The sequence below is a fragment of the Luteibacter sp. ME-Dv--P-043b genome, assembly GCF_030209605.1.
Taxonomy (GTDB): Bacteria; Pseudomonadota; Gammaproteobacteria; order Xanthomonadales; family Rhodanobacteraceae; genus Luteibacter.
This window is the reverse complement of sequence record NZ_JARVRT010000021.1, coordinates 46,733-66,847: the sequence shown is the minus strand read 5'-3', so window position 1 is coordinate 66,847 and position 20,115 is coordinate 46,733. Positions and strand designations below refer to the sequence as shown.

Here is a 20,115-nt window from a genome sequence, read left to right as displayed (position 1 = left end):
GGCGACCGCCCCACCTGACGGCGAAGCTCTATACTCCGCCACGACCCTCACGCCGGTGAACCCCTTCCTCCATGCGAATTCTCAAGCGTCTGCTGCGCATCGGGCTGTATCTCGCCCTGGCCGGCATCCTTTTCGTGGTAGGCGCCATCGGCGTCGCCTACTGGCTCCTGGCGCCGCGCCTTCCCTCCGTGGCGGTGCTACGTGATTACCACATGCAGGTTCCCTTACGAGTATTGAGCTCGGACGGACGCCTGATCGCCTCGTTCGGTGAGACCCGCCGTATCCCGGTGCACATCGCCGACGTGCCCGCACGCCTCAAGAATGCCGTCTTATCGGCCGAGGACGGCGACTTCTACAGCCATCCCGGCGTCGACTGGCACGGCATCGCCCGCGCCGGCATCCACGTGATCCTGTCCGGCGGCGACAAGGGCCCGGGCGGTTCGACGATCACCCAGCAGGTGGCCCGCAACTTCTTCCTCAGCCCCGAGAAGCTCTACTCGCGCAAGCTGACCGAGGTGTTCATCGCCCTGCGCATGGAAAACGAGCTGACCAAGGACCAGATCCTCGAGCTGTACATCAACAAGATGTTCCTCGGGCACCGGTCCTACGGGCTGGCCGCCGCGGCCTCGTATTACTACGGCAAGACGCTCGACCAGCTGACCGTGGCCGAGTGCGCGTCGCTGGCGTCCACCTTCCAGTTGCCCTCGGTGGTCAACCCGCTGAACAACCCCACCCGCCTGGTCAACCGCCGGAACTGGGTGCTCGGCCAGATGCTCTCCAACCGCTTCATCACCAAGGCGGAATACGACGAGGCGGTGAAGGAGCCGAACGACGCCTTCCCGCACGAGCAGCAGATCGAGGTGGATGCCCCGTACCTGGCCGAGATGGTTCGCCAGCAGGTACTGGAGAAACTGGGTAACGATGCGCTCACCGAGGGCTATGTCGTGCGTACCACGGTGCCCAGCGACAGCCAGGCGGCTGCCAACGACGCCCTGCGCGGGCGCCTGTCCGCCTACGATCGCCGCCACGGCTACCGTGGCCCGGAAGGCCACGAGGAACTGGCGGCACAGGCCGGTCCCGACGAATACGACCGGGTTCTCGCCGGCTACACGGGCGTGGCCGGCATGATGCCGGGCATCGTCACGGCCACGGGCGCGAAGGAGGCCACGGTGTACCTGTCCGCGAAGGAAACCGCGACCATCAGCCTGGAATCGATCGCCTGGGCCCGCCCCTATGTCAACGAAGGCCGTGCAGGTGCCGCGCCCACCCGGGTGGACAGCGTGCTCAAGCGGGGCGACATCGTCCGCCTGATCCGCAGCGAAAAGGACGACCTCTCCGAGAACGCCAGTGCGTCCGACACGGCCAAGGTCAGCACCGAGGCCCGTCCGGAACCGGCCAAGGGCCCCTGGCGCCTCACCCAGATCCCCGCCGTGCAGGCCGCCCTGGTCTCGCTGGATCCGGAAGACGGCGCCGTCCGTGCGCTGGTCGGCGGCTTCAGCTTCGTCCGCTCGAAGTTCAACCGCGCCGTCATGGCCGCCCGCCAGCCGGGCTCCAGCTTCAAGCCCTATCTGTATTCGGCGGCGTTCGAGCGCGGCTTCACGCCTGCTTCCATCGTCAACGATGCCCCGGTGGCCTTCCCCGACCCGTCACGCCCCGACGGCATGTGGACGCCGGCCAACGACGACGGCAAGTTCGCCGGCCCGATGCGCTTGCGCGAAGCCCTGGTCCAGTCGAAGAACCTGGTCTCGGTGCGCCTGCTGGATGCCATCGGCATCCGCTTCGCCCGCGATTACATGACGCGCTTCGGCTTCACGCCGGACGCCCTGCCGCAGAACCTGTCGCTCGCCCTGGGCACGGCCTCCGTCTCGCCGATGAGCATGGCGCGCGGTTACGCGGTGTTCGCCAACGGCGGCTACCTCATCACACCGTATTTCATCTCGCGGATCGACGACCGCGACGGCAAGCCGGTTTACGTGGCCAATCCCGAGCGCGCCTGTGCCGAGTGCCAGGAGCGCATGCTGAACCCCACGCCGGCCGGCCCGCCCACCCAGGCATCTACGGCCCTGATCCCGGCCAAGCCCGCCGCCAGCAGTTCTGCGGCCGGTGTCGGTACCGGCGATGCCGTGCTGCCCGCCGACGCCCACGACAACACGGCGCAGGCGCCGAAGCTGGCGCCGCATGTGATCGACGTGCGCAACGACTACCTGATCACCTCGCTGATGCAGGACGTGATCAAGCGCGGTACCGGCTCGGCGGCACGTGCGCTCGGTCGCGACGACCTGGCAGGCAAGACCGGTTCCACCAACGATCACCGCGACGCCTGGTTCGTTGGTTTCAACGGCGACATCTCCACGGCCGTGTGGGTCGGCTTCGACGACTTCAGTTCGCTGGGTCGCGGCGAGTTCGGTGCCAAGGCGGCCCTGCCCATCTGGATGGATTACATGGGCGCGGTGCTGAAGGACAAGCCGTCACATACGCTGGCCATGCCCCCGGGCATCGCCACGGTGCAGATCGATCCCGGCTCCGGCCTGCCCTCGCCGGGCGGCATGAGCGAAGTCATGAAGGTGGAAGATGTCGACCGCCTGCGCGAGCAGGCCGCACAGAAGCAGGAAGAGGAACAGCAGGACCACGCCTACGACATCTTCTGACGGCACACGTACACATACACACCACACGGGGGTGAGTCATGGCACGAGGCGAACACCACAAGATCCATGCCCAGGACAGGGCCCAGCGGCATCGCGTCCTGGTCGCCCAGGAGGCGGCCCGCCTGATGAGCGAGCATGGCATCCGTGACTTCCACCACGCGAAGCTGAAGGCCGCGGAGCGGCTGGGTATCGTCGACACCCAGGCGCTGCCGCGCAACCACGAGATCGAGGACGCGCTGCGCGAGCACCAGCGCCTGTTCCAGGCCGACACACAACCCCAGGCCCTGCGGGCGCGCCGCGAGGCGGCGATCGAGGCGATGCGCTTCCTGCGCGGCTTCGATGCGCGACTGGTCGGTGCCGTGCTGGAAGGCACCGCCGACGACCACTCGGCCGTCTGCCTGCATCTCTTCAGCGACGATCCCGAGGCACCTGTGCTGTTCCTGCAGGAACAGGGCATCCCGCTGGAAACCCAGACCCGTCGGCTGCGCTGGTCCAACGATGCGCAGAGCGAACACCCCGTGCTGCTGTTCGGCGCGGACGGCATCCCGTTCGACCTTACCGTGCTGCCCATGGACGCCTTGCGCCAGGCCCCGCTCGACCGTGTGGACGAGCGCCCCATGCGCCGCGCCACCGTGTCGATGGTCGAGGCCCTGTTAGCCGGGTAGGAGCGCACGATGTGCGCGAACCCTGAACCTTGCTACGTCGAATGAAGCCGCCCCTCGCACAAATTAAGGCGTTTCCGAGCGCAAAACGAAGCAAACCCGGCGCCGACCGGGTTCACGGAAACGCCTGCGCATGCGGCCTGCAAGGTTCACCGGGCTCACGGAAACGCCTGCACATGCGGCCGTTCGGCTTCATTCGCGTGATGGGATCTGAGGGTTCGCGCACGTGCGTGCGCTCCTACCGCGCTAAAAAAAAGGCCCGCATTTGCGGGCCTTTTTTTTAGCGCTTGTCGTTCGGGATGTAATCGCGAACGTCGGCGCCGGTGTAGATCTGGCGGGGGCGGCCGATGCGGGCGCCCGGGGTTTCGTGCTGTTCGATCCAGTGGGCGATCCAGCCGGAGGTGCGCGCGATGGCGAACATCACGGTGAACATCTCGGTGGGGATGCCCAGTGCCTTGTAGATGATGCCAGAGTAGAAGTCGACGTTCGGGTAGAGCTTGCGCTCCACGAAGTAGTCGTCCTTCAGCGCGGCTTCTTCCAGCTTCATGGCGACGTCGAGCAACGGGTCGTTGACGCCGAGCTCCTCGAGCACCTTGTGGCACATCTCGCGGATGATCTTGGCGCGCGGATCGAAGTTCTTGTAGACGCGGTGACCGAAGCCCATCAGGCGGAACGAATCGTTCTTGTCCTTCGCGCGCTTGACCGCGTTCTCGACCTTGTCGGCGGAGCCGATTTCCTCGAGTTGCTTGAGCACGGCTTCGTTGGCGCCGCCGTGTGCCGGGCCCCACAGCGCCGTGATACCCGCGGCGATGGACGCATACGGATTGGCGCCGGTGGAACCGACGAGGCGAACCGTGGACGTCGACGCGTTCTGCTCGTGGTCGGCATGCAGGATGAACAGCAGGTCGAGCGCCTTGGCGACTACCGGGTTCAGTTCGAGCGGCTCGCTCGGCACTTCGAACATCATGTGCAGGAAGCGGGTGACGTACTCGAGGTTGTTGCGCGGGTAACGCGTCGGCCAGCCGATCGAGTGACGGTAGATGGCGGCCGAGATGGTCGGCATCTTCGCGATCAGGCGGATGGCGGCGAGCTTGCGGTCTTCCGGATTATCGACATCGAGCTTGTCGTGATAGAACGCCGACAGCGACGCGATGGAACCGGCCAGCATGGCCATCGGGTGCGCGTCGTGGTTGAAGCCACGCAGGAAGAACTTCAGGTTCTCGTGCATCATCGAGTGATGCGTGATGTCGTGCTCGAACGCGGCGTATTCGGTCTTGTTCGGCAGTTCGCCGTTGAGCAGCAGGTAGGAGGTTTCGAGGAAGGTGGACTTCTCGGCCAGCTGTTCGATCGGGTAGCCGCGGTACAGCAGCACACCCTTGTCGCCGTCGATATAGGTGATGGCGCTCTTGGTGCTGGCGGTGCTGCCGTAACCCGGATCGTAGGTGAAGTAACCGGTGTCCTTGTACAGCGTGCCGATGTCGACGCACTCGGCGCCGAGCGTGCCGCCGATGACCGGCAGTTCGCTCACGGGCTTGTTGGATTCATCGACCAATTTGACGGTTTTGGCGTCGGACACGGCGAGCTCCTCTGTGCTTTGTTCCCGCCGCCTCCCCTCGGGGAAACGACGTAGCCATGGTTGGGATAACGGCCCCCTGGGGAAGGCGCCGTACCGGTCGCAACCCGCGACCGAAGTTCCCCATTATCACACAGAGGCTCTTCGAACGTCCGTTAGCCCGGCGTGTAAACCGCGCACGCAAAAAGACACGGGGCAAGCCTTGAGCCTGCCCCGTGTCGTCTATCCTCGCGACACGCCACCCCGCAGGCGGCGCGCGGATGATGTCGCTGCTTACTTCTTGCCGTAGCGCTGACGGAACTTGTCGACGCGACCGCCGACGTCCAGCGTCTTCTGCTTACCGGTATAGAACGGGTGCGAGTGGCTCGAGATATCGAGCTTGATCACCGGGTATTCGTTACCGTCTTCCCACTTGACGGTGTCCTTCGAGGACATCGTCGAACGCGTCAGGAACGCGAAATCGGAGGAAAGGTCCTGGAAGACCACCGGCTGGTACTTCGGATGGATGTTCTCTTTCATGGCTTGAACCTGAGAAATAGCGGGGTGAAAAGAGCGGCATTGTAGCCCGCACCCCGGGCCTTCGCAACCGGCGGGCAGGGATACCTAGGCGGACGCCGTCGGCGCGGCGCCCAGGGCGCCGGCGATCAGCTGGCCGAAGCGATCCTGGTCGACTTCCAGCACCACCCGGGCGTTGGGGCGCCCACCCAGCCGGCCCTGCCAGTCCACCACGGTGGCGCCGCGGGTCAGCCGCCCGTCCAGTTCGATGGCGACATGGCGGGTTTCCGCCCGGACGATCATCGCGGGGTCCAGCGCCACGGCCATGGCCAGCGCGTCGGCGGCGATGAAACCCGTGCGCTCGTGGGCGGCGTTGAAACGGCGCGCCGTGCCGAAGATCTTCTCGAAGAAGGCGGCGCGGTGGTCGCCCGCCGATACCCAGCCGTCGTAGACCTCGTCGGGGAAGGCATGGCGGACCGTCGCTTCCCAGTCGACCAGGTCGAACCCCTCGAAGGCCTCGAACACGACGTGCGCGGCTTCCGGATCGAAGCCGATGTTGAACTCGGCGGGTATCCGGCCGGTGTTGCCGTGCCCCGTCACCGCGCCGCCCATGACGACCAGGCGCTTGACGCGCGAGGGGAACGAGGGATCGAGCCGCACGGCCAGGGCCAGGTTGGTCAACGGTCCCAGCGCCACCAGGGTCAGCTCGCCCGGGCGCTCGCGGGTCAGGCGGATCAGGGCGAGGGCCGCGTGCTCGGCATGCGCCGTGTGGGCCGGCTCGGCGAAGCCGACATCGCCGAAGCCGTCCGCGCCATGCACGAACGCGGCGTCCTCGTCGGGGGCGCGCACCAGCGGCGACGGGCAACCGGCGAACACCGGCGTGGTGGCGCCGATCAGCTCCACGAGGGTGCAGGCGTTGCGCACCGTGTGGCCCAGGCCGACGTTACCGGCGGCAACCGTCAGGGCGGTCACATCGGTGTGCGCATGGGCCATCAGGATGGCCAGCGCGTCGTCCACGCCGGGGTCGGTGTCGATCAGCAGCGGCAGTCGGGTCATCGGGGTATCGGTCCGTGGACGGCCGCACAGCATAACGCCGGCCGCCAGCTTCAGACAGCCTGGCGGGACGCCGCGTCGGTGGCGGCGAAGGCGAAACCGAGCTCGCCCGCCACCTGGGTCACCCCGGCGAGCACCCGCTCCAGCGAGGGCGTGCGCGTGGCGATGCGCGAACGGAGGTCCAGCGTGCAGGCGAGGCCGGCCTGGAGCAGGTCGGCATGCGCGACATGCAGCGTATCGGCCTGCGCCTGGCTCAGCAGGCCCTGCTCACGCAGCACGTCGATCAGCGGACTGCTGGCCGGCGTATCCAGGATGGCCGGGCACGTGGCGGCATGCGCCAGCACCATGCCCTGCAGGATGAACTCGATGTCGATCAAGGCGCCGCCGCCCTGTTTCAGGTCGACATGCCCCCCGTCGGAACGATCGCGCTCGCCGCGCCAGCGGGCACGCATCGCGCTCACCTCAGCGAGGACGCGTGCGGCGTCACGCGGGGTGGCAAGGATGTCCCGTCGGATCTCGGCCAGCAGCCCACCGACGCGCGCATCCCCCGCCACCGGACGGGCACGCAGCAGCGCCTGGTGCTCCCAGGTCCACGCACGGTCGCGCTGGTAGGCCTCGAAGGCGTCCACGCTGGCCACGAGCAAGCCCTTGGAGCCGTCGGGGCGCAGGCGCGTATCCACGTCGTAGAGCTTGCCGGCGTGGGTCTGCGCGCTCAGCCAGTGCATGACCCGCTGGGCCAGTCGCTGGTACCAGCGCGTGCCGTCGACCGGGCGCGGTCCGTCGCTCATCGCATTGGCGCGCTTGCCGTCGTAGACGAACACCAGGTCGAGGTCGGAGGCAAAGCCCAGTTCCTCGCCGCCAAGGCTGCCGTAGCCCAGCACCGCGAAGCCACTGCCTTCGCCGGGAAGACGCCCGTGCTGCGCGGTCAGTTCACGCGTGGCCAGGGCGAGCACCGCCGCGACCACCGCCTCTGCCAGGCCGGCCAGGCGCCGCGCGGTGGCCGTTGCGTCGGCCCGCCCGTCGTTGAACGCCAGGCCGAGGCGGAACGCGATGCTGGAGCGGAATTCGTTGATGCGCTCCAGCTCGTGCTCCGCGTCGCGCTCGTCCAGCGTGCCGAGCGAGCGGGCCATCTCCGCCGAGATGTCCGCGCGCTTCAGCGGTAACTGGTCGATGCGCGGATCGAGCACGTCGTCGAGCAGAAGCGGTTGCGCGATGACACGCTCGGCCAGGAACGCGCTGTCGGCGAAGACATGCGCCACGCGGCGACGCGCGCTAGGCTGCTCATCCAGCAGCGCCAGGTAAGACGAACGGCGCGCCACGGCCTGCACGAGACGAAGCATGCGCAACAGGCTGGCCGCTGGCGAGGCACTGCCCCGGGCCGCGCCGATCAGCTGCGGCATCAATCGCTCCAGCCGCTCGGACGAGCGTGCCGACATCGATCGCACCGACGCCGCGCGTGGCAGCTTCACCAGCTCCGCAGCCACATCGTGGCCCGGACGAAAACCCGATGCTTCCAGTGTCTCGCCCACGAGCGATTCGTCTCTGGCGGCGTTCCATAACTCGACGTCGGCCGCCGGCGCCACCGCCTTGCCGCCGGCCTCCGGCACCAGCACCGCGGCGAACTCGGCGGACACCGCATCGCGATGGCCGGCCAGCACCTCCGCCAGCGCGTTCCACGAGGGGTAATTCATGCCCAGGGCAAGACGCTCGCGCGACAGCTCGTCGTCGGGAATATCGTGCGTCTGCGCGTCGCGCAGCATCTGCACTCGGTTCTCCAGCAGGCGCAGGAACAGGTAGGCCTCGCGCAACAGCTTTGCCCGCACCGCCGGGATGTAACCTTTCGCCTCGCAGGCACGCAGGGCCGGCAGCAGCCCGCGCACGCGCAGGGCGGGGTCGCGCCCGCCGCGGATCATCTGGGTGAGCTGCACCACGAATTCGATTTCGCGGATACCGCCCGGTCCCAGCTTGAGGTTGCCGGCCAGGTCCTTGCGTGCGACCTCGGCATCGATCAGCGATTTCATCTCACGCAGGCCGGCGAACGCCGTGTAGTCGAGGTAGCGTCGATACACGAACGGCCGCAGCATGTCCTGCAGTTCGCGGCCCGCGACGCGGTCGCCGGCCACGGGACGCGCCTTGATCCAGGCATAACGTTCCCAGTCGCGGCCCTCGCGCTGGTAGTACTGCTCCATCGCGGCGAACGGAAGCGCCAGGCGCCCCGCGTTGCCGAACGGGCGCAGGCGCAGGTCGACGCGGGCGCAGATGCCGTCCACGGTGGGTTCGGCGAGCAGGCGCACCAGCTGGCGTGTCTCGCGGATGAAGTACTCGCCGTTGTCGAGGGGGCGGGCGCCATCGGTCTCGCCACCGGAGGCGTAGGCCAGCACGAGGTCGATATCGGAGGAAAAATTCAGCTCGTTGCCGCCCAGCTTGCCGAAACCGACAACCACCATGCGCTGCTCCACGCCGACGGGGTCGCGCGGGCGGCCGTAGCGCGCGTGCAGCGACTGCTCGGACCAACGCAGGGCGGCCGACAACAACGTTTCGTACAGCGCGCTGGTGGAGGCCAGGGTGTCGTCCACATCGTCCAGGCCATTGACGTCGCGGAACACGATACGCAACGCCTCGGCGTGACGAAAACGACGCAGCATGGCCATGCTGCGCTCCTCGTCGGCCGGCAGGTCGAGCGAGGCGGCACGGGTGCTGGCATCCGGATTGCCGCGGAGGCGTTCCAGGCCGGCAGGCGCCAGCAGTTCCGGCTGGCGACGCAGCACATCGAACGCGAAATCCGAGGCCAGCAAGGTGCGGCGGATGCGCTCGGCCACGCCGGCGTCGTCGTGCAGCGGCACGCGCGCCGCGCGGCATGCCGCCATGACGTCGGCATAGCGGTGGTCGATGAGGGCGCGGAGTTCGGGACTCTCGCGTGGCGCTGGCGTGGAAGCATTCATGGGATGGTCATTGTGCCCGAGGCGGACCGGTCGCGGCCGGGTTCGCAAAACTGAGGTTTTTCTTGCGAATCATGACCTTTTTTGTCATGACATTTCGATGACCGCCTGACAACCGGTTCATGTCCATTACGTTACAGTCCCGATCCCCTCACGACAGGGGCGCGATACGAGGACGCTATGACTCTCCTTTCATCACATGGGCGTGACATCGCCGGACGGGTCGCCCTGCCGCTGTGCCTGGCGGTCGCGTTCGTCTTCTATACGGGGTTTCTCGACGGCAATCCCGGCGTCGCCAGCAGCGCGTGGGCGGAGCGCCCCTGGCACCTGTTCGCCAATGCGCTGCCGGGGCTGTTGCTGGCCTCGCTGCTGCTGGTGCTCACCCGTCGCGCCTGGTTGTCCTTCGGCATCGCCTTCCTCGTCCAGGGTGCCGTGCTGGCGGTCAGCGCGATCAAGATGAAGAACCTGGGCTCGCCCCTGCTGCCGGCCGATTTCCGCATGGTGGGCCAGCTGAAGAACGGCGGCCTGCACCTCCTGGGCGGCTACCTGCCCGCCAGCCCGTTGCCCTACCTGGCCATCCTCGGCGTCGTCGCGCTGATCGTCCTGGTCGCCCGCGTCGAGCCACCGTTGTTCGCAAGGCGCACCCATGGCCGCCGCCTGGTCTCCGGGCTGGCCCTGTTCGCGTTGATCGGCACGCTGGCCGCGGGGGTGCCGGCCTGGTCGGCGATGTACAACAAGGACCGCCTGGGCATGCAGCCGTGGTCCGCCGCGTCCAATGCCGGATACAACGGCGTGGTCACCACCCTCATGCAGTTCCGCCTGCAGAATGCCGGCAGGAAGCAGAAGGCCGATCCGGCCGAGGCGCAGCAGTTCCTTGCCGCCACGGATGCCCAACTGCGCCAGCACATGGCCGGCGCCGCCACCAACGCACGCCAGACGCCGGACATCGTGGTGATCCAGAGCGAATCCTTCTTCGACCCCGGTGTCATCCGCGGGATCGAGCACGAGGACTTCGCGCCGAACCTGCATCGCCTGGCCGAGCACGCCAGCACGGGGCAACTGCACGTGCCAACGTTCGGCGGCGGCACCATCCGCACGGAGTTCGAGGTCCTGACGGGGTTGTCGCTGCGTTACTTCCCGACCATGCAGTTTCCTTACCTGCAGATGCAGGCGGGCGTGATGCCGGGCATGGTCCGTGTCCTGCGCTCGCACGGTTACGAGACCGTCGCCGTGCATGGCAACGACGCCGGGTTCTGGAACCGCACCGCGGCATTCAAGTCGCTGGGCTTCGACCGCTTCGTGTCGCAGCCGGATTTCCCGAAGGATTTCCGCAAGGACGGCGAGTACATGGCCGACAGCGCGATGACCGACGAGATCATGAGCCAGCTGAAGGATGCCGGCCCGCCGCGCTTCGTCTTCGCCATCAGCATGGAAGCCCACGGTCCGTACGACAAGTCGGTGAACATCGACACGAAGGAACGCGACGCCATCGCCGTGCCCGACGGCATCAGCGACGATGCCAAGCTGCAGCTGCGCAACTACATCTATCACATGCGTCACGCCGACGCGGAGCTGGGACGTCTCGCCGCCCTGCTCAAGCAGCGTGAGCGCCCGACGCTTTTGCTGTTCTATGGCGATCACCTGCCCGCCCTGGTCGAAACCTACGACAAGGCCGGCTTCGTCAACGGCGACACGATGCTGACGCAGACCGTGCCCTACGTGCTGATCGACGCGCACGGCGATGGTCCGGCCCCCGTCAAGGCCGATCTCGCGGCGTGGATGCTGCCTGGCAAACTGCTGGAGCAGGCCGGCATACACGACGATCCCTACTTCGCCCTCACCCAGGTTGTGGGCCAGCAGCTGGCATCGCTGACCCATGCCCCGGATGCGAAAGAGGCAGCCGAGGACGCCGGGCTGGCGTTCACCGACACGTCGATGAAGAACATCGCGATGCTCCGGATGAAGCGCAAGCTTGATCCGCTGGTAGCCAGCTATGCGCCTGCCGACGCAGGGACGACTCCCCCTCGTCAGGGCGATGCCGAACCCGCGGCGGGAGCCGGCGCCGGGCAATGATCCGCTTTCGCAACATAATGCGAAGGCGTGCCGAATTTACAGCGTGATTGCAGGCCCCTGCCGGCTATCGGTGCCCTGGATCACGAAACACCTGTCATCGCAGCGATAGCTTGGTTTTGCACCCATGGCGGTGCGGGAGCCGGGGGGACGCGCGCCGACCACCGTTGGTCGACGGCACAGGGACGACGCCCTTTCAACGCAGGAGTCGTACGCATGAAAAGGTTCGCTTCCATCGGCAAGGTCGTGGTGCGCGCAGGCATGATCGCTGCCCTGTTCTCCCTCGCGGCGGGCGCCGCCGCGGCGGATACGCCGACATTGGCACCGCTGGCCCAGCTCACCCGCGTCGGTACGATGCCGGACAGTGCCAAACCGGCCGGCATCCCCGACGATTACGTCGTCACACCCAATGGCTATTTCTCCCCCGATTGCGTGGCTACCGTGCATGCCGGGGACGAACTGCAAACGAACGGCATGATCCGCCGCGCCTCGGGCACCATGGAAAAAGCAGCCACCTGCGGCAAGGCCAATTACACCTTGCAGGGTGAACGCATCGAAGCCGACGGTCGGCGCACGCTGCGCAGCACGGCGACGCCGCCACCGGAACAGAGCGGCTGGGTGCAGTCGGCGAACTACACCAGCAGCAAACCGATCGGCCGCATCGTTGCCACGTGGACGGTGCCGAGCGCCCCCACGACGAAAGACGACCAGGTCATCTATTTCTTCCCCGGCCTGGAACAGCTGCCCACGGTGAAGTCCATCCTCCAACCGGTACTGGGCTGGAACGGCTACAACGACAAGGCCTGGACGCTGGCCAGCTGGAACTGCTGTGTCGACGGCACCACCTTCCATAGCGATCCGATTCCGGCGAGCGCGGGCGATACCGTGGTGGGCGACACTTACTCCACCTGTGCGGCGGGCCAAGCGTGCGCCACGTGGAAGATCGACTCGCGCAACACCACCACGGGCAAGACCAGTTCGCTGACCACCAACCCGTATGCCGACCTGACCTGGGTCTTCGGCGGTGTGCTGGAGGTCTACAACGTCTCCACCTGCGGCGAGTATCCCGGCGGCCCGATCACCTTTCGCAACATCCAGGTGTATGACCGCAACAACACGCGCGTCGCGTCGCCCCCGTGGCAGGGCAGCAACACCTCCGGCATCAATCCCCAGTGCAATTACGGCCTGAGCACCACGGCGACATCGGCCACGATCTCGTACTGAGCCCATGGCCTGACAGGGCTTGCCCGGCGATGACTCCGAAAGGACGGGTGGCGATGCTGCCCACCCGGAGGAGTCATCCTCCCGTCACCTGGCCTAACGAGACATCAGCGAGGGCGGAGCTCAGGCGCCTGGTCGTTCTCGCTGTAATTGAATGGGGGAACGGCATCGTTTCCTTCCAGTTTCACGATGGGCACTACACGCCCTGTCGCGGATGCGAAATCCCGCTGCCCCTTACGCGCTTCCTCGACGCCGGCGGCACCACGCTCGGCTGCGTAGAAGATGGCCTCGATCGGCAGACGGGCCGGAATGTCCTGCGGCCACTCCGCGATCATCAGTTCCATGTAACGCCTCGAGGGAATCTCCAGTCGGCCGCCCTGACGAGCGAGGATACTGAGCTCGAACGAGAAGGTATCCACGCCGAACGAGCACTGGTGCAATGCCCGACGGCGAAACGCATCGGGTGGATTCTCCGGCTCGGGCGCCACTGAGAGGTAGTGCTGTGCGAAGGCTTGCGTGGTCACGATGCCTTGCTCGGCGCAGGGCCGGCTGTCGACCGGATAATCCGCACTGGCACCGCATCCGTAGGGGCCGCGCTCCAGGCTCGTAACGGCGTCGTACGGAAACGAGCACTTCATCTGCCACACGTAGCCACCGTCCTCGCTCCAGCGATCCGCGGGTACGGCGATGAAGCCTGCCGTCTGGCCGAACAGTTCACGCGAACCGACGTCGCGGCGAAAATAACTGAACGACACACCGTAGTACTCGTCGTCGGGGCGAGGATTCCAGAAGTGATAGCTCGCTCCCAGAGCCGCATTGCGTATCAGTACGCCACTGCAGAAGTACGCGGCAGGCTGGCCACCGTCACAGGCCGATCGAACGTCGTCATAACGGGCGTTGAGCGCGGCGGCGACGTCGTCGCCTGCGGACTGCGCCTGCGGTGGGCGGGATGGTTGCCGTGTACAGGCAACGGACAACGTCAAAACGATGAACAACCAGAACCGGCCTTTCCTTGCCATGGATAGCGCTCCTGCGCGTGGGATGAGCGCCCAGATAAGCCTTCCCCGCCGCGGATCGCAAGCCCGATCGCCAGGCGTTTAAGGCCGTGCACATAGCAAACGGTTGATCGGTAGACGCATTTGCTCGGCGCATAAAAAAGGCCCCGCTTGCGCGGGGCCTCTCATGGAGCAAGCCGGAAGGCAGGGACTTAGAAGTCCATGCCGCCCATGCCGCCCATGCCGCCGCCCGCGCCACCGTGGCCGGCGCCGTCGTCCTTCTTCGGCACTTCGGTCACGGCCGCTTCGGTCGTGATGATCGAGCCGGCGACCGAGGCCGCGAACTGCAGGGCCGAACGGGTCACCTTGGTCGGGTCCAGGATGCCGAAGGCGATCATGTCGCCGAACTCACCGGTCGCGGCGTTGTAGCCGAAGTTGCCTTCGCCGGCCTTGACCTGGTTGACGATGACCGACGCTTCTTCACCGGCGTTGGTGACGATGGCGCGCAGCGGGGCCTCCAGCGTGCGACGGGTGATCGCGATGCCGAGGTCCTGGTCGGTGTTCTTGCCCTTCAGGCCTTCCAGCGCCTTCAGTGCACGGATCAGCGCAACGCCGCCGCCCGGGACCACGCCCTCTTCGACGGCTGCGCGCGTAGCGTGCAGGGCGTCTTCGACACGGGCCTTCTTTTCCTTCATCTCGACTTCCGTCGCGGCGCCGACCTTGATGACGGCCACGCCGCCGGCCAGCTTGGCCACGCGCTCCTGCAGCTTCTCACGGTCGTAGTCCGACGAGGTCTCTTCGATCTGCGCCTTGATCTGCTTGATGCGCGACTGGATGCCTTCGGCATCGCCGGCACCGTCGATGATCGTGGTGTTTTCCTTGGTGATCACGACGCGCTTGGCGCGGCCCAGATCGGTGATCGTGGCCTTGTCGAGCGCCAGGCCCACTTCCTCGGAAATGACCGTGCCGCCCGTGAGGTTGGCGATGTCTTCCAGGATGGCCTTGCGGCGATCGCCGAAGCCCGGCGCCTTGACGGCGGCGACCTTGACGATACCGCGGATGGTGTTGACGACGAGGGTGGCCAGGGCTTCGCCCTCGACTTCCTCGGCGACGATCAGCAGCGGCTTGGCGGCCTTGGCGACGGCTTCGAGCACCGGCAGCAGCTCACGGACGTTGGAGATCTTCTTGTCGTGGATGAGGATGAACGGGTCGTCCAGTTCAACCTGCTGCGACTGCTGGTTGTTGATGAAGTACGGCGAGAGGTAGCCGCGGTCGAACTGCATGCCTTCGACGACGTCCAGCTCGTTCTCGAGGCCCGAGCCTTCCTCGACCGTGATCACGCCTTCCTTGCCGACCTTGCCCATCGCCGTGGCGATGATGTCGCCGATGTTCGCATCGGAGTTGGCCGAGATGGTGCCGACCTGGGCGATGGCCTTGTCGTCGGCGGTAGGGTTGGAGAGCTTCTTCAGCTCGCCGACCGCCGCGATGACGGCCTGGTCGATACCGCGCTTGAGGTCCATCGGGTTGATGCCCGCGGCCACGGCCTTGAGGCCTTCCTGGATGAACGCCTGGGCGAGGACGGTCGCGGTCGTGGTGCCGTCACCGGCCACGTCGGAGGTCTTCGAGGCGGCTTCCTTCACGATCTGCGCGCCGATGTTCTCGTACTTGTCGGCGAGCTCGATTTCCTTCGCGACCGAGACGCCGTCCTTGGTGACGGTCGGGGCGCCGAAGCTCTTCTCGAGCACGACGTTACGGCCCTTCGGGCCCAGGGTGACCTTGACGGCGTTGGCGAGGGTGTTGACACCCTTCAGCATGCGGGCGCGGACGTCTTCGCCGAAGCGGACTTCTTTAGATGCCATGATCGTTGAATCCTTGGATATTTAGATAAGAGGAAACGCGGTGGACGAGGCGAGCGGTGCTCAGCCTTCCAGGACCGCCACGATGTCGTCTTCCTTCAGGAAGACCAGCTCTTCGCCGTCGACCTTGATTTCCTGGCCGGCGTACTTGCCGAACAGGACCACGTCGCCTTCCTTCACGCCCATCGGGCGGAGCTGGCCGCTGGCGAGCAGCAGGCCGGTACCGGCGGCGATGACCTTGCCGCGGGTGGGCTTCTCGGTGGCACTGTCGGGGATGACGATGCCACCGGCCGAGACGCGCTCTTCTTCGAGACGCTTGACGATGACGCGATCGTGCAGCGGGCGCAGTTTGCTCATGACTTCTCCAAACATGTGTTTGACGGGAAAGGATTTGTTATCACCCTGTTAGCACTTGGCCAGGGTGAGTGCCAGAATTTTAGCCAGAAGAATACGTCAACCGGAAGTCTTTCTGGATGCTCGACAGATGGCGGCGCGGACGCCGGGTTCAAGGGCGCGGTCGGAAAATAGTTGCCCGCACGGCGCGTGCAAGCCAGAGCGCGCCGGCCCGGTCATAATGTCCAACGCCTTCCCGGAGAGTCCCATGCCGTCGCTTTCCCGCCTCACGCGGAACCTCGTCGCCCTCGTCCTGCTGCTCGCCACGCTGCCCGCGCTTGCCCAGGATCCCGAGGACGGCCTGCTGCCGGTCACTCAGGCGTTCCAGCTCACCGCCGACGCCAGCCAGCCTGGCACGGTCGGGCTGCACTGGCGCATCGCTCCGGACTATTACCTGTACCGCGGGCGGATCGTCATCAAGCCGACCGATCCGGCGGCCCTGACGCTCGGTACCCCGGCGCTGCCCGACGGCCTGAAGAAGCACGACGAATACCTGGGCGACGTGGAGATCTACCACGGGGACATCCAGGCCACCGTGCCCTACACGCTGGCCGATGCCTCGATGAAGACGGTGGCGCTGGACGTGCAGTACCAGGGCTGCCACGAGGTGGAGCCGAAGATCTGCTACCCGCCGCATACCGAGCACCTCAAGCTCGTCGTCGGCGCGCCCTCGACGATCCCGGCGGCCCCTACCGCGGCGCCAGCGACAACGACGGCAGCCACGGCACCCGGCGCCGGCGCCGCACTGCTTGGCAAGCCCGCCACGCTGCCCGGGACGGATGCCCAGGCCCTCCCGGCCGACCAGGCGTTTCGCTTCGAGGCACTGGTCAAGGGTGGCGACGCGCTGCTGCTGCGCTGGACGATGCCCAAGGACTATTACCTCTACCGCGACAAGACCGCGATCAAGGTCGTATCGCCCGCTGGGGTCACCGCTGGCGAGCCTGACTGGCCCAGCGGCACGGCGCACCACGACGAGCATTTCGGCGACACCATCGTCTACTTCGACCAGGTGGAACTGCCGGTACCGCTGGCGGGTGCCGCGAAGGACGGCAAGCTCCAGCTCGACGTGTCCTACCAGGGCTGCCTGGAAAACGGCATCTGCTATCCGGTGATGACCCGCCGACTCGATGTCGACCTGGCCACCGGCGCCGTCGTCGTCGCCGCACCGGCCAGTGCGACGACCGGCACGCCGGCGACGACACCCGCCGACGTCGCCCCGACACCGCCGCCCAAGGGCCTGGTCCCGGCCGGCGCGGATGCACCGGTCGGCATCCTCGCCGCGATTGGCCTGGCCCTGCTCGGCGGCCTGGTCCTGAACCTGATGCCCTGCGTCCTGCCGGTGCTGTCACTGAAAGCCATCACCGTGCTGGAAAGCGGCGAGAGCCCGACCGCCGCGCGCAAGCATGCGCTCTGGTACACCGCGGGCGTGCTGGTCGCCTTCGCCGCGCTGGGTGTCGTCATCGTCGGCATCCGTGCCGCCGGACACGGCATCCAGTGGGGCGCGCAGTTCCAGCAGCCGGTCGCCATCGGCCTGCTGGTCTACGTCATGCTCGCGGTCGGCCTGTCGATGTCGGGCGTGTTCGAGATCGGCGGGTCGCTGGGCAACCTGGGCAGCGGCCTGGCCTCGCGCTCGGGCCCCTCGGGCGACTTCTTCACCGGCGTGCTCGCTGTCGTGGTGGCCAGTCCGTGCACGGCGCCGTTCATGGGCTCGGCCATCGCGTTCGCGTTCGCCGCGTCCGTGCCCGTTGCCTTCCTGATCTTCCTCGCCCTGGGCCTGGGCCTCGCCCTGCCCTTCCTGCTGATCGGTTTCGTGCCAGCCATCGCCCGGCTGCTGCCGCGACCGGGTCGCTGGATGGAAACCCTGAAACAGGCGCTGGCCTTCCCGATGTACCTCACCGCCGTGTGGCTGCTGTGGGTGCTGACCAAGCAGCGCGGTGCCGATGCGACGGCGCTGGTGCTCGTCGGTGCCGTGCTGCTGGCGATGGCCTTGTGGTGGTACGGCCGCAGCCGCCGCCCGGGGCTGTCGTGGGTATTCACGGCCTTGCTCGGCGCCGGCGCGCTGGCTGCCCTGTGGATGGTGCACGGTTTGCCGGCCGCCACCAGGACGGCGACGGCCACCGATGGCTCGGTGCCTTACTCGCCGGCCAGGCTGGCGGAACTGCGCGCGGCCGGTACGCCCGTGCTGGTCGACATGACCGCGGACTGGTGCATCACCTGCAAGGCGAACGAGAAAGCCGTGCTGGACACCGATGCCTTCAAGGACCTGCTCAAGCGCACCGGCACCGTCTACATGAAGGGCGACTGGACCGACGTGAACCCGACCATCGCGGCGTTCCTGGAGCAATACCATTCCGTGGGCGTGCCGCTCTACGTCGTCTACCCCAAGGGCGGCGGCGATGGCAGGAAGCTATCCACGGTGCTCACCTACGACACCGTGGCCGGGGCGCTCGATACCGCGTCGCACCCATGACCCGCGGGCCGACGTTCTGGATCGTGGTGCTGGCCATTGCCGGCGCGGCGCTGGGCGGGTATGTCGAGCACCGTCTCCAGGACCCGCCACCGCCCGAGGGCGTGACGGTGGCCGGGCCGGGGGAGCTGCCGCCCGATGCCGTCTACGTCGGCCTGGACGGCACGGCGCATCGCCTGTCCGAATGGCGCGGCAAACGCATCCTGGTCAATTTCTGGGCGTCGTGGTGCGCGCCCTGCCGTCGCGAGATGCCCTTGCTGGACGCTGCCCACGAGCGCATGGGCGCTGGCGCCTCGGGCGCCGTGATCCTCGGGGTGGCCGAGGACACCGCGGCGGACGCACGCCGTTACCTCGCGCAGCGGCCCGTCGGTTATCCGATCGTGCTGATCGACGGCCAGTCGCCCGGCGGTTCGCTGTCGCTGGGCAATACGCGCCGCGTCCTGCCTTACAGCGTCCTCATCGGCGAGGACGGCCACATCATGAAACGCCGGGTCGGCCCGCTCAGCGCGGCCGACATCGAGTCGTGGCTCGCGCCCTGAACCCACGGAGACCCTTGCCCATGGACCCTATGCCCACCGCCGACGAGACGATCGAAGCCACCCGCCAGTGGCTCGAACGCGCCGTCATCGGCCTCAACCTGTGCCCCTTCGCCAAGGCGGTGCACAAGAAAGGCCAGGTCCGTTTCGTGATCAGTGACGCCGAGCAGCCGCTACCCCTGCACGATGAACTGGTTCGCGAGCTGAAGTTCCTGCGCGACGCCGATCCGGAGGTCGTCGACACCACGCTGCTGATCCATCCCCGCGTGCTGGGCGACTTCATGGACTTCAACGATTTCCTGGAGATCGCCGACGACACCGTCGCGGAGCTGTCGCTGGACGGCCAGATCCAGGTCGCCAGCTTTCATCCGGACTTCCAGTTCGAAGGCACGGCGCCTGACGACATCACGAACTACACGAATCGCTCACCGTTCCCGACCCTGCACCTGCTGCGCGAGGCCAGCATCGACCGCGCGGTGGCCGCGTTCCCGGACGCGGCAAGTATCTTCGAAGCCAACATGGCCACCCTGGACGCGCTCGGCCACGACGGCTGGCGCGCGCTCTTTCCCAAGGCCTGACCATACGGCGGCGTCTGGAAAGTCGCTATCTCCAGCGAACTGCGTCGATCTTCACCGAACTGGACAAGGCGGGACGACAGGCGCACACTGCGCGGCGTTCCGGAACTCCGGACCCAAGGCAGGTGAACAGTGGCCAGGCTCCTCGTCCTTCACGGACCCAACCTCAACCTCCTCGGCGTACGCGAGCCCGCGGTGTACGGGCGCGAGACGCTCGCCGACATCAACGCGTCGCTGCAGGCGCGCGTGCAGGGCACCGGCCACGACATCAGCTGGTTCCAGTCCAACGCCGAGCACGAGCTGATCGCGCGGGTCCACCAGGCCCGCGACGAAGGCATGGCCTGGATCCTGATCAATCCCGCCGCGTTCACCCATACCTCGGTGGCGCTGCGCGACGCCTTGTCCGGCGTGGCCATCCCGTTCATCGAGATCCACCTGTCCAATCCGCATGCGCGTGAGCCGTTCCGGCACCATTCCTACCTTTCCGACATCGCCGCCGGCGTGATCTGCGGCTTCGGCGGCGACAGCTACCGCCTCGCGCTGGAAGCGGCGTTGCTGCGCCTCGCGGTGCCCGCCGCCTGACATCCCCTTCGCGGCGCGCCCTCCGGCGCCCGCACCTCCACCACTGACTA

The 20,115-nt window shown here is 67.0% G+C and carries 15 protein-coding genes; 8 read left to right on the top strand and 7 right to left on the bottom strand.

From position 1 onward, the window contains the following. Nucleotides 1-71: 71 nt before the first annotated feature. Nucleotides 72-2,648 carry a penicillin-binding protein 1A gene (locus QRN34_RS13550; RefSeq protein WP_036137894.1) on the top strand — a complete coding sequence of 859 codons (2,577 nt, stop codon included), beginning with the start codon at nt 72-74 and terminating at the stop codon, nt 2,646-2,648. 38 nt (nt 2,649-2,686) lie between these two features. Next, nucleotides 2,687-3,313 (top strand): hypothetical protein, encoded by a 627-nt coding sequence (locus QRN34_RS13545; protein ID WP_285405167.1) that lies wholly within the window; start codon nt 2,687-2,689, stop codon nt 3,311-3,313. Nucleotides 3,314-3,590: 277 nt separating this feature from the next. Here QRN34_RS13545 and QRN34_RS13540 read toward each other — a convergent pair whose 3' ends face one another. The 4 genes from QRN34_RS13540 to glnE form a co-directional block, all read right to left on the bottom strand. After that, on the bottom strand, nt 3,591-4,886 hold the full coding sequence (locus tag QRN34_RS13540) for a citrate synthase (protein ID WP_285405166.1): 1,296 nt from the start codon (nt 4,884-4,886) through the stop codon (nt 3,591-3,593). Nucleotides 4,887-5,156: 270 nt separating this feature from the next. Next, nucleotides 5,157-5,402, bottom strand: a complete 246-nt coding sequence (locus QRN34_RS13535) for a type B 50S ribosomal protein L31 (RefSeq protein WP_036137903.1) — start codon at nt 5,400-5,402, stop codon at nt 5,157-5,159. 84 nt (nt 5,403-5,486) lie between these two features. Next, nucleotides 5,487-6,434: a nucleoside hydrolase gene (locus QRN34_RS13530; protein ID WP_285405162.1), complete on the bottom strand. Its 948-nt coding sequence runs from the start codon at nt 6,432-6,434 to the stop codon at nt 5,487-5,489. A 50-nt stretch (nt 6,435-6,484) separates the two neighbouring features. Further along, entirely contained in the window at nt 6,485-9,373 is a 2,889-nt protein-coding gene (glnE, locus tag QRN34_RS13525) for a bifunctional [glutamate--ammonia ligase]-adenylyl-L-tyrosine phosphorylase/[glutamate--ammonia-ligase] adenylyltransferase (RefSeq protein WP_285405160.1), read from the bottom strand. Between the two features lie 177 nt (nt 9,374-9,550). On the opposite strand from glnE, the gene QRN34_RS13520 reads away from it, so the two are divergent. Together QRN34_RS13520 and QRN34_RS13515 are read left to right on the top strand one after the other, a co-directional pair. Further along, nucleotides 9,551-11,443 (top strand): LTA synthase family protein, encoded by a 1,893-nt coding sequence (locus QRN34_RS13520; protein ID WP_285405158.1) that lies wholly within the window; start codon nt 9,551-9,553, stop codon nt 11,441-11,443. Between the two features lie 213 nt (nt 11,444-11,656). Continuing rightward, the gene (locus QRN34_RS13515; protein ID WP_285405156.1) at nt 11,657-12,664 is read left to right on the top strand and encodes a hypothetical protein; all 1,008 of its coding nucleotides are present in this window, start codon (nt 11,657-11,659) and stop codon (nt 12,662-12,664) included. 104 nt (nt 12,665-12,768) lie between these two features. On the opposite strand, the gene QRN34_RS13510 is transcribed toward QRN34_RS13515, so the two are convergent. The 3 genes from QRN34_RS13510 to QRN34_RS13500 all read right to left on the bottom strand — a co-directional run bounded on the left by QRN34_RS13510 (nt 12,769) and on the right by QRN34_RS13500 (nt 15,869). Then, nucleotides 12,769-13,680, bottom strand: coding sequence for a hypothetical protein (locus QRN34_RS13510; RefSeq protein ID WP_285405154.1), 912 nt, complete (start codon nt 13,678-13,680; stop codon nt 12,769-12,771). 188 nt (nt 13,681-13,868) lie between these two features. Then, entirely contained in the window at nt 13,869-15,515 is a 1,647-nt protein-coding gene (groL, locus tag QRN34_RS13505) for a chaperonin GroEL (protein WP_285405152.1), read from the bottom strand. Nucleotides 15,516-15,575: 60 nt separating this feature from the next. Beyond that, nucleotides 15,576-15,869 carry a co-chaperone GroES gene (locus QRN34_RS13500; RefSeq protein WP_036110126.1) on the bottom strand — a complete coding sequence of 98 codons (294 nt, stop codon included), beginning with the start codon at nt 15,867-15,869 and terminating at the stop codon, nt 15,576-15,578. Between the two features lie 244 nt (nt 15,870-16,113). Here QRN34_RS13500 and QRN34_RS13495 point away from each other — a divergent pair, with 244 nt between their 5' ends. The 4 genes from QRN34_RS13495 (at nt 16,114) to aroQ (ending at nt 20,065) form a co-directional block, all read left to right on the top strand. Beyond that, the gene (locus tag QRN34_RS13495) at nt 16,114-18,375 is read left to right on the top strand and encodes a protein-disulfide reductase DsbD (RefSeq protein WP_285405148.1); all 2,262 of its coding nucleotides are present in this window, start codon (nt 16,114-16,116) and stop codon (nt 18,373-18,375) included. Beyond that, nucleotides 18,372-18,911, top strand: a complete 540-nt coding sequence (locus QRN34_RS13490) for a TlpA disulfide reductase family protein (RefSeq protein WP_285405147.1) — start codon at nt 18,372-18,374, stop codon at nt 18,909-18,911. Before QRN34_RS13495 ends, QRN34_RS13490 begins: the two co-directional genes overlap by 4 nt. Before the next feature lie 20 nt (nt 18,912-18,931). Next, nucleotides 18,932-19,486 (top strand): DUF1415 domain-containing protein, encoded by a 555-nt coding sequence (locus tag QRN34_RS13485; RefSeq protein ID WP_285405145.1) that lies wholly within the window; start codon nt 18,932-18,934, stop codon nt 19,484-19,486. Nucleotides 19,487-19,615: 129 nt separating this feature from the next. Continuing rightward, a complete protein-coding gene (gene aroQ, locus QRN34_RS13480; protein ID WP_285405143.1) occupies nt 19,616-20,065 on the top strand; it encodes a type II 3-dehydroquinate dehydratase in 450 nt (149 codons plus the stop codon). The last annotated feature ends 50 nt before the right edge of the window (nt 20,066-20,115 follow it).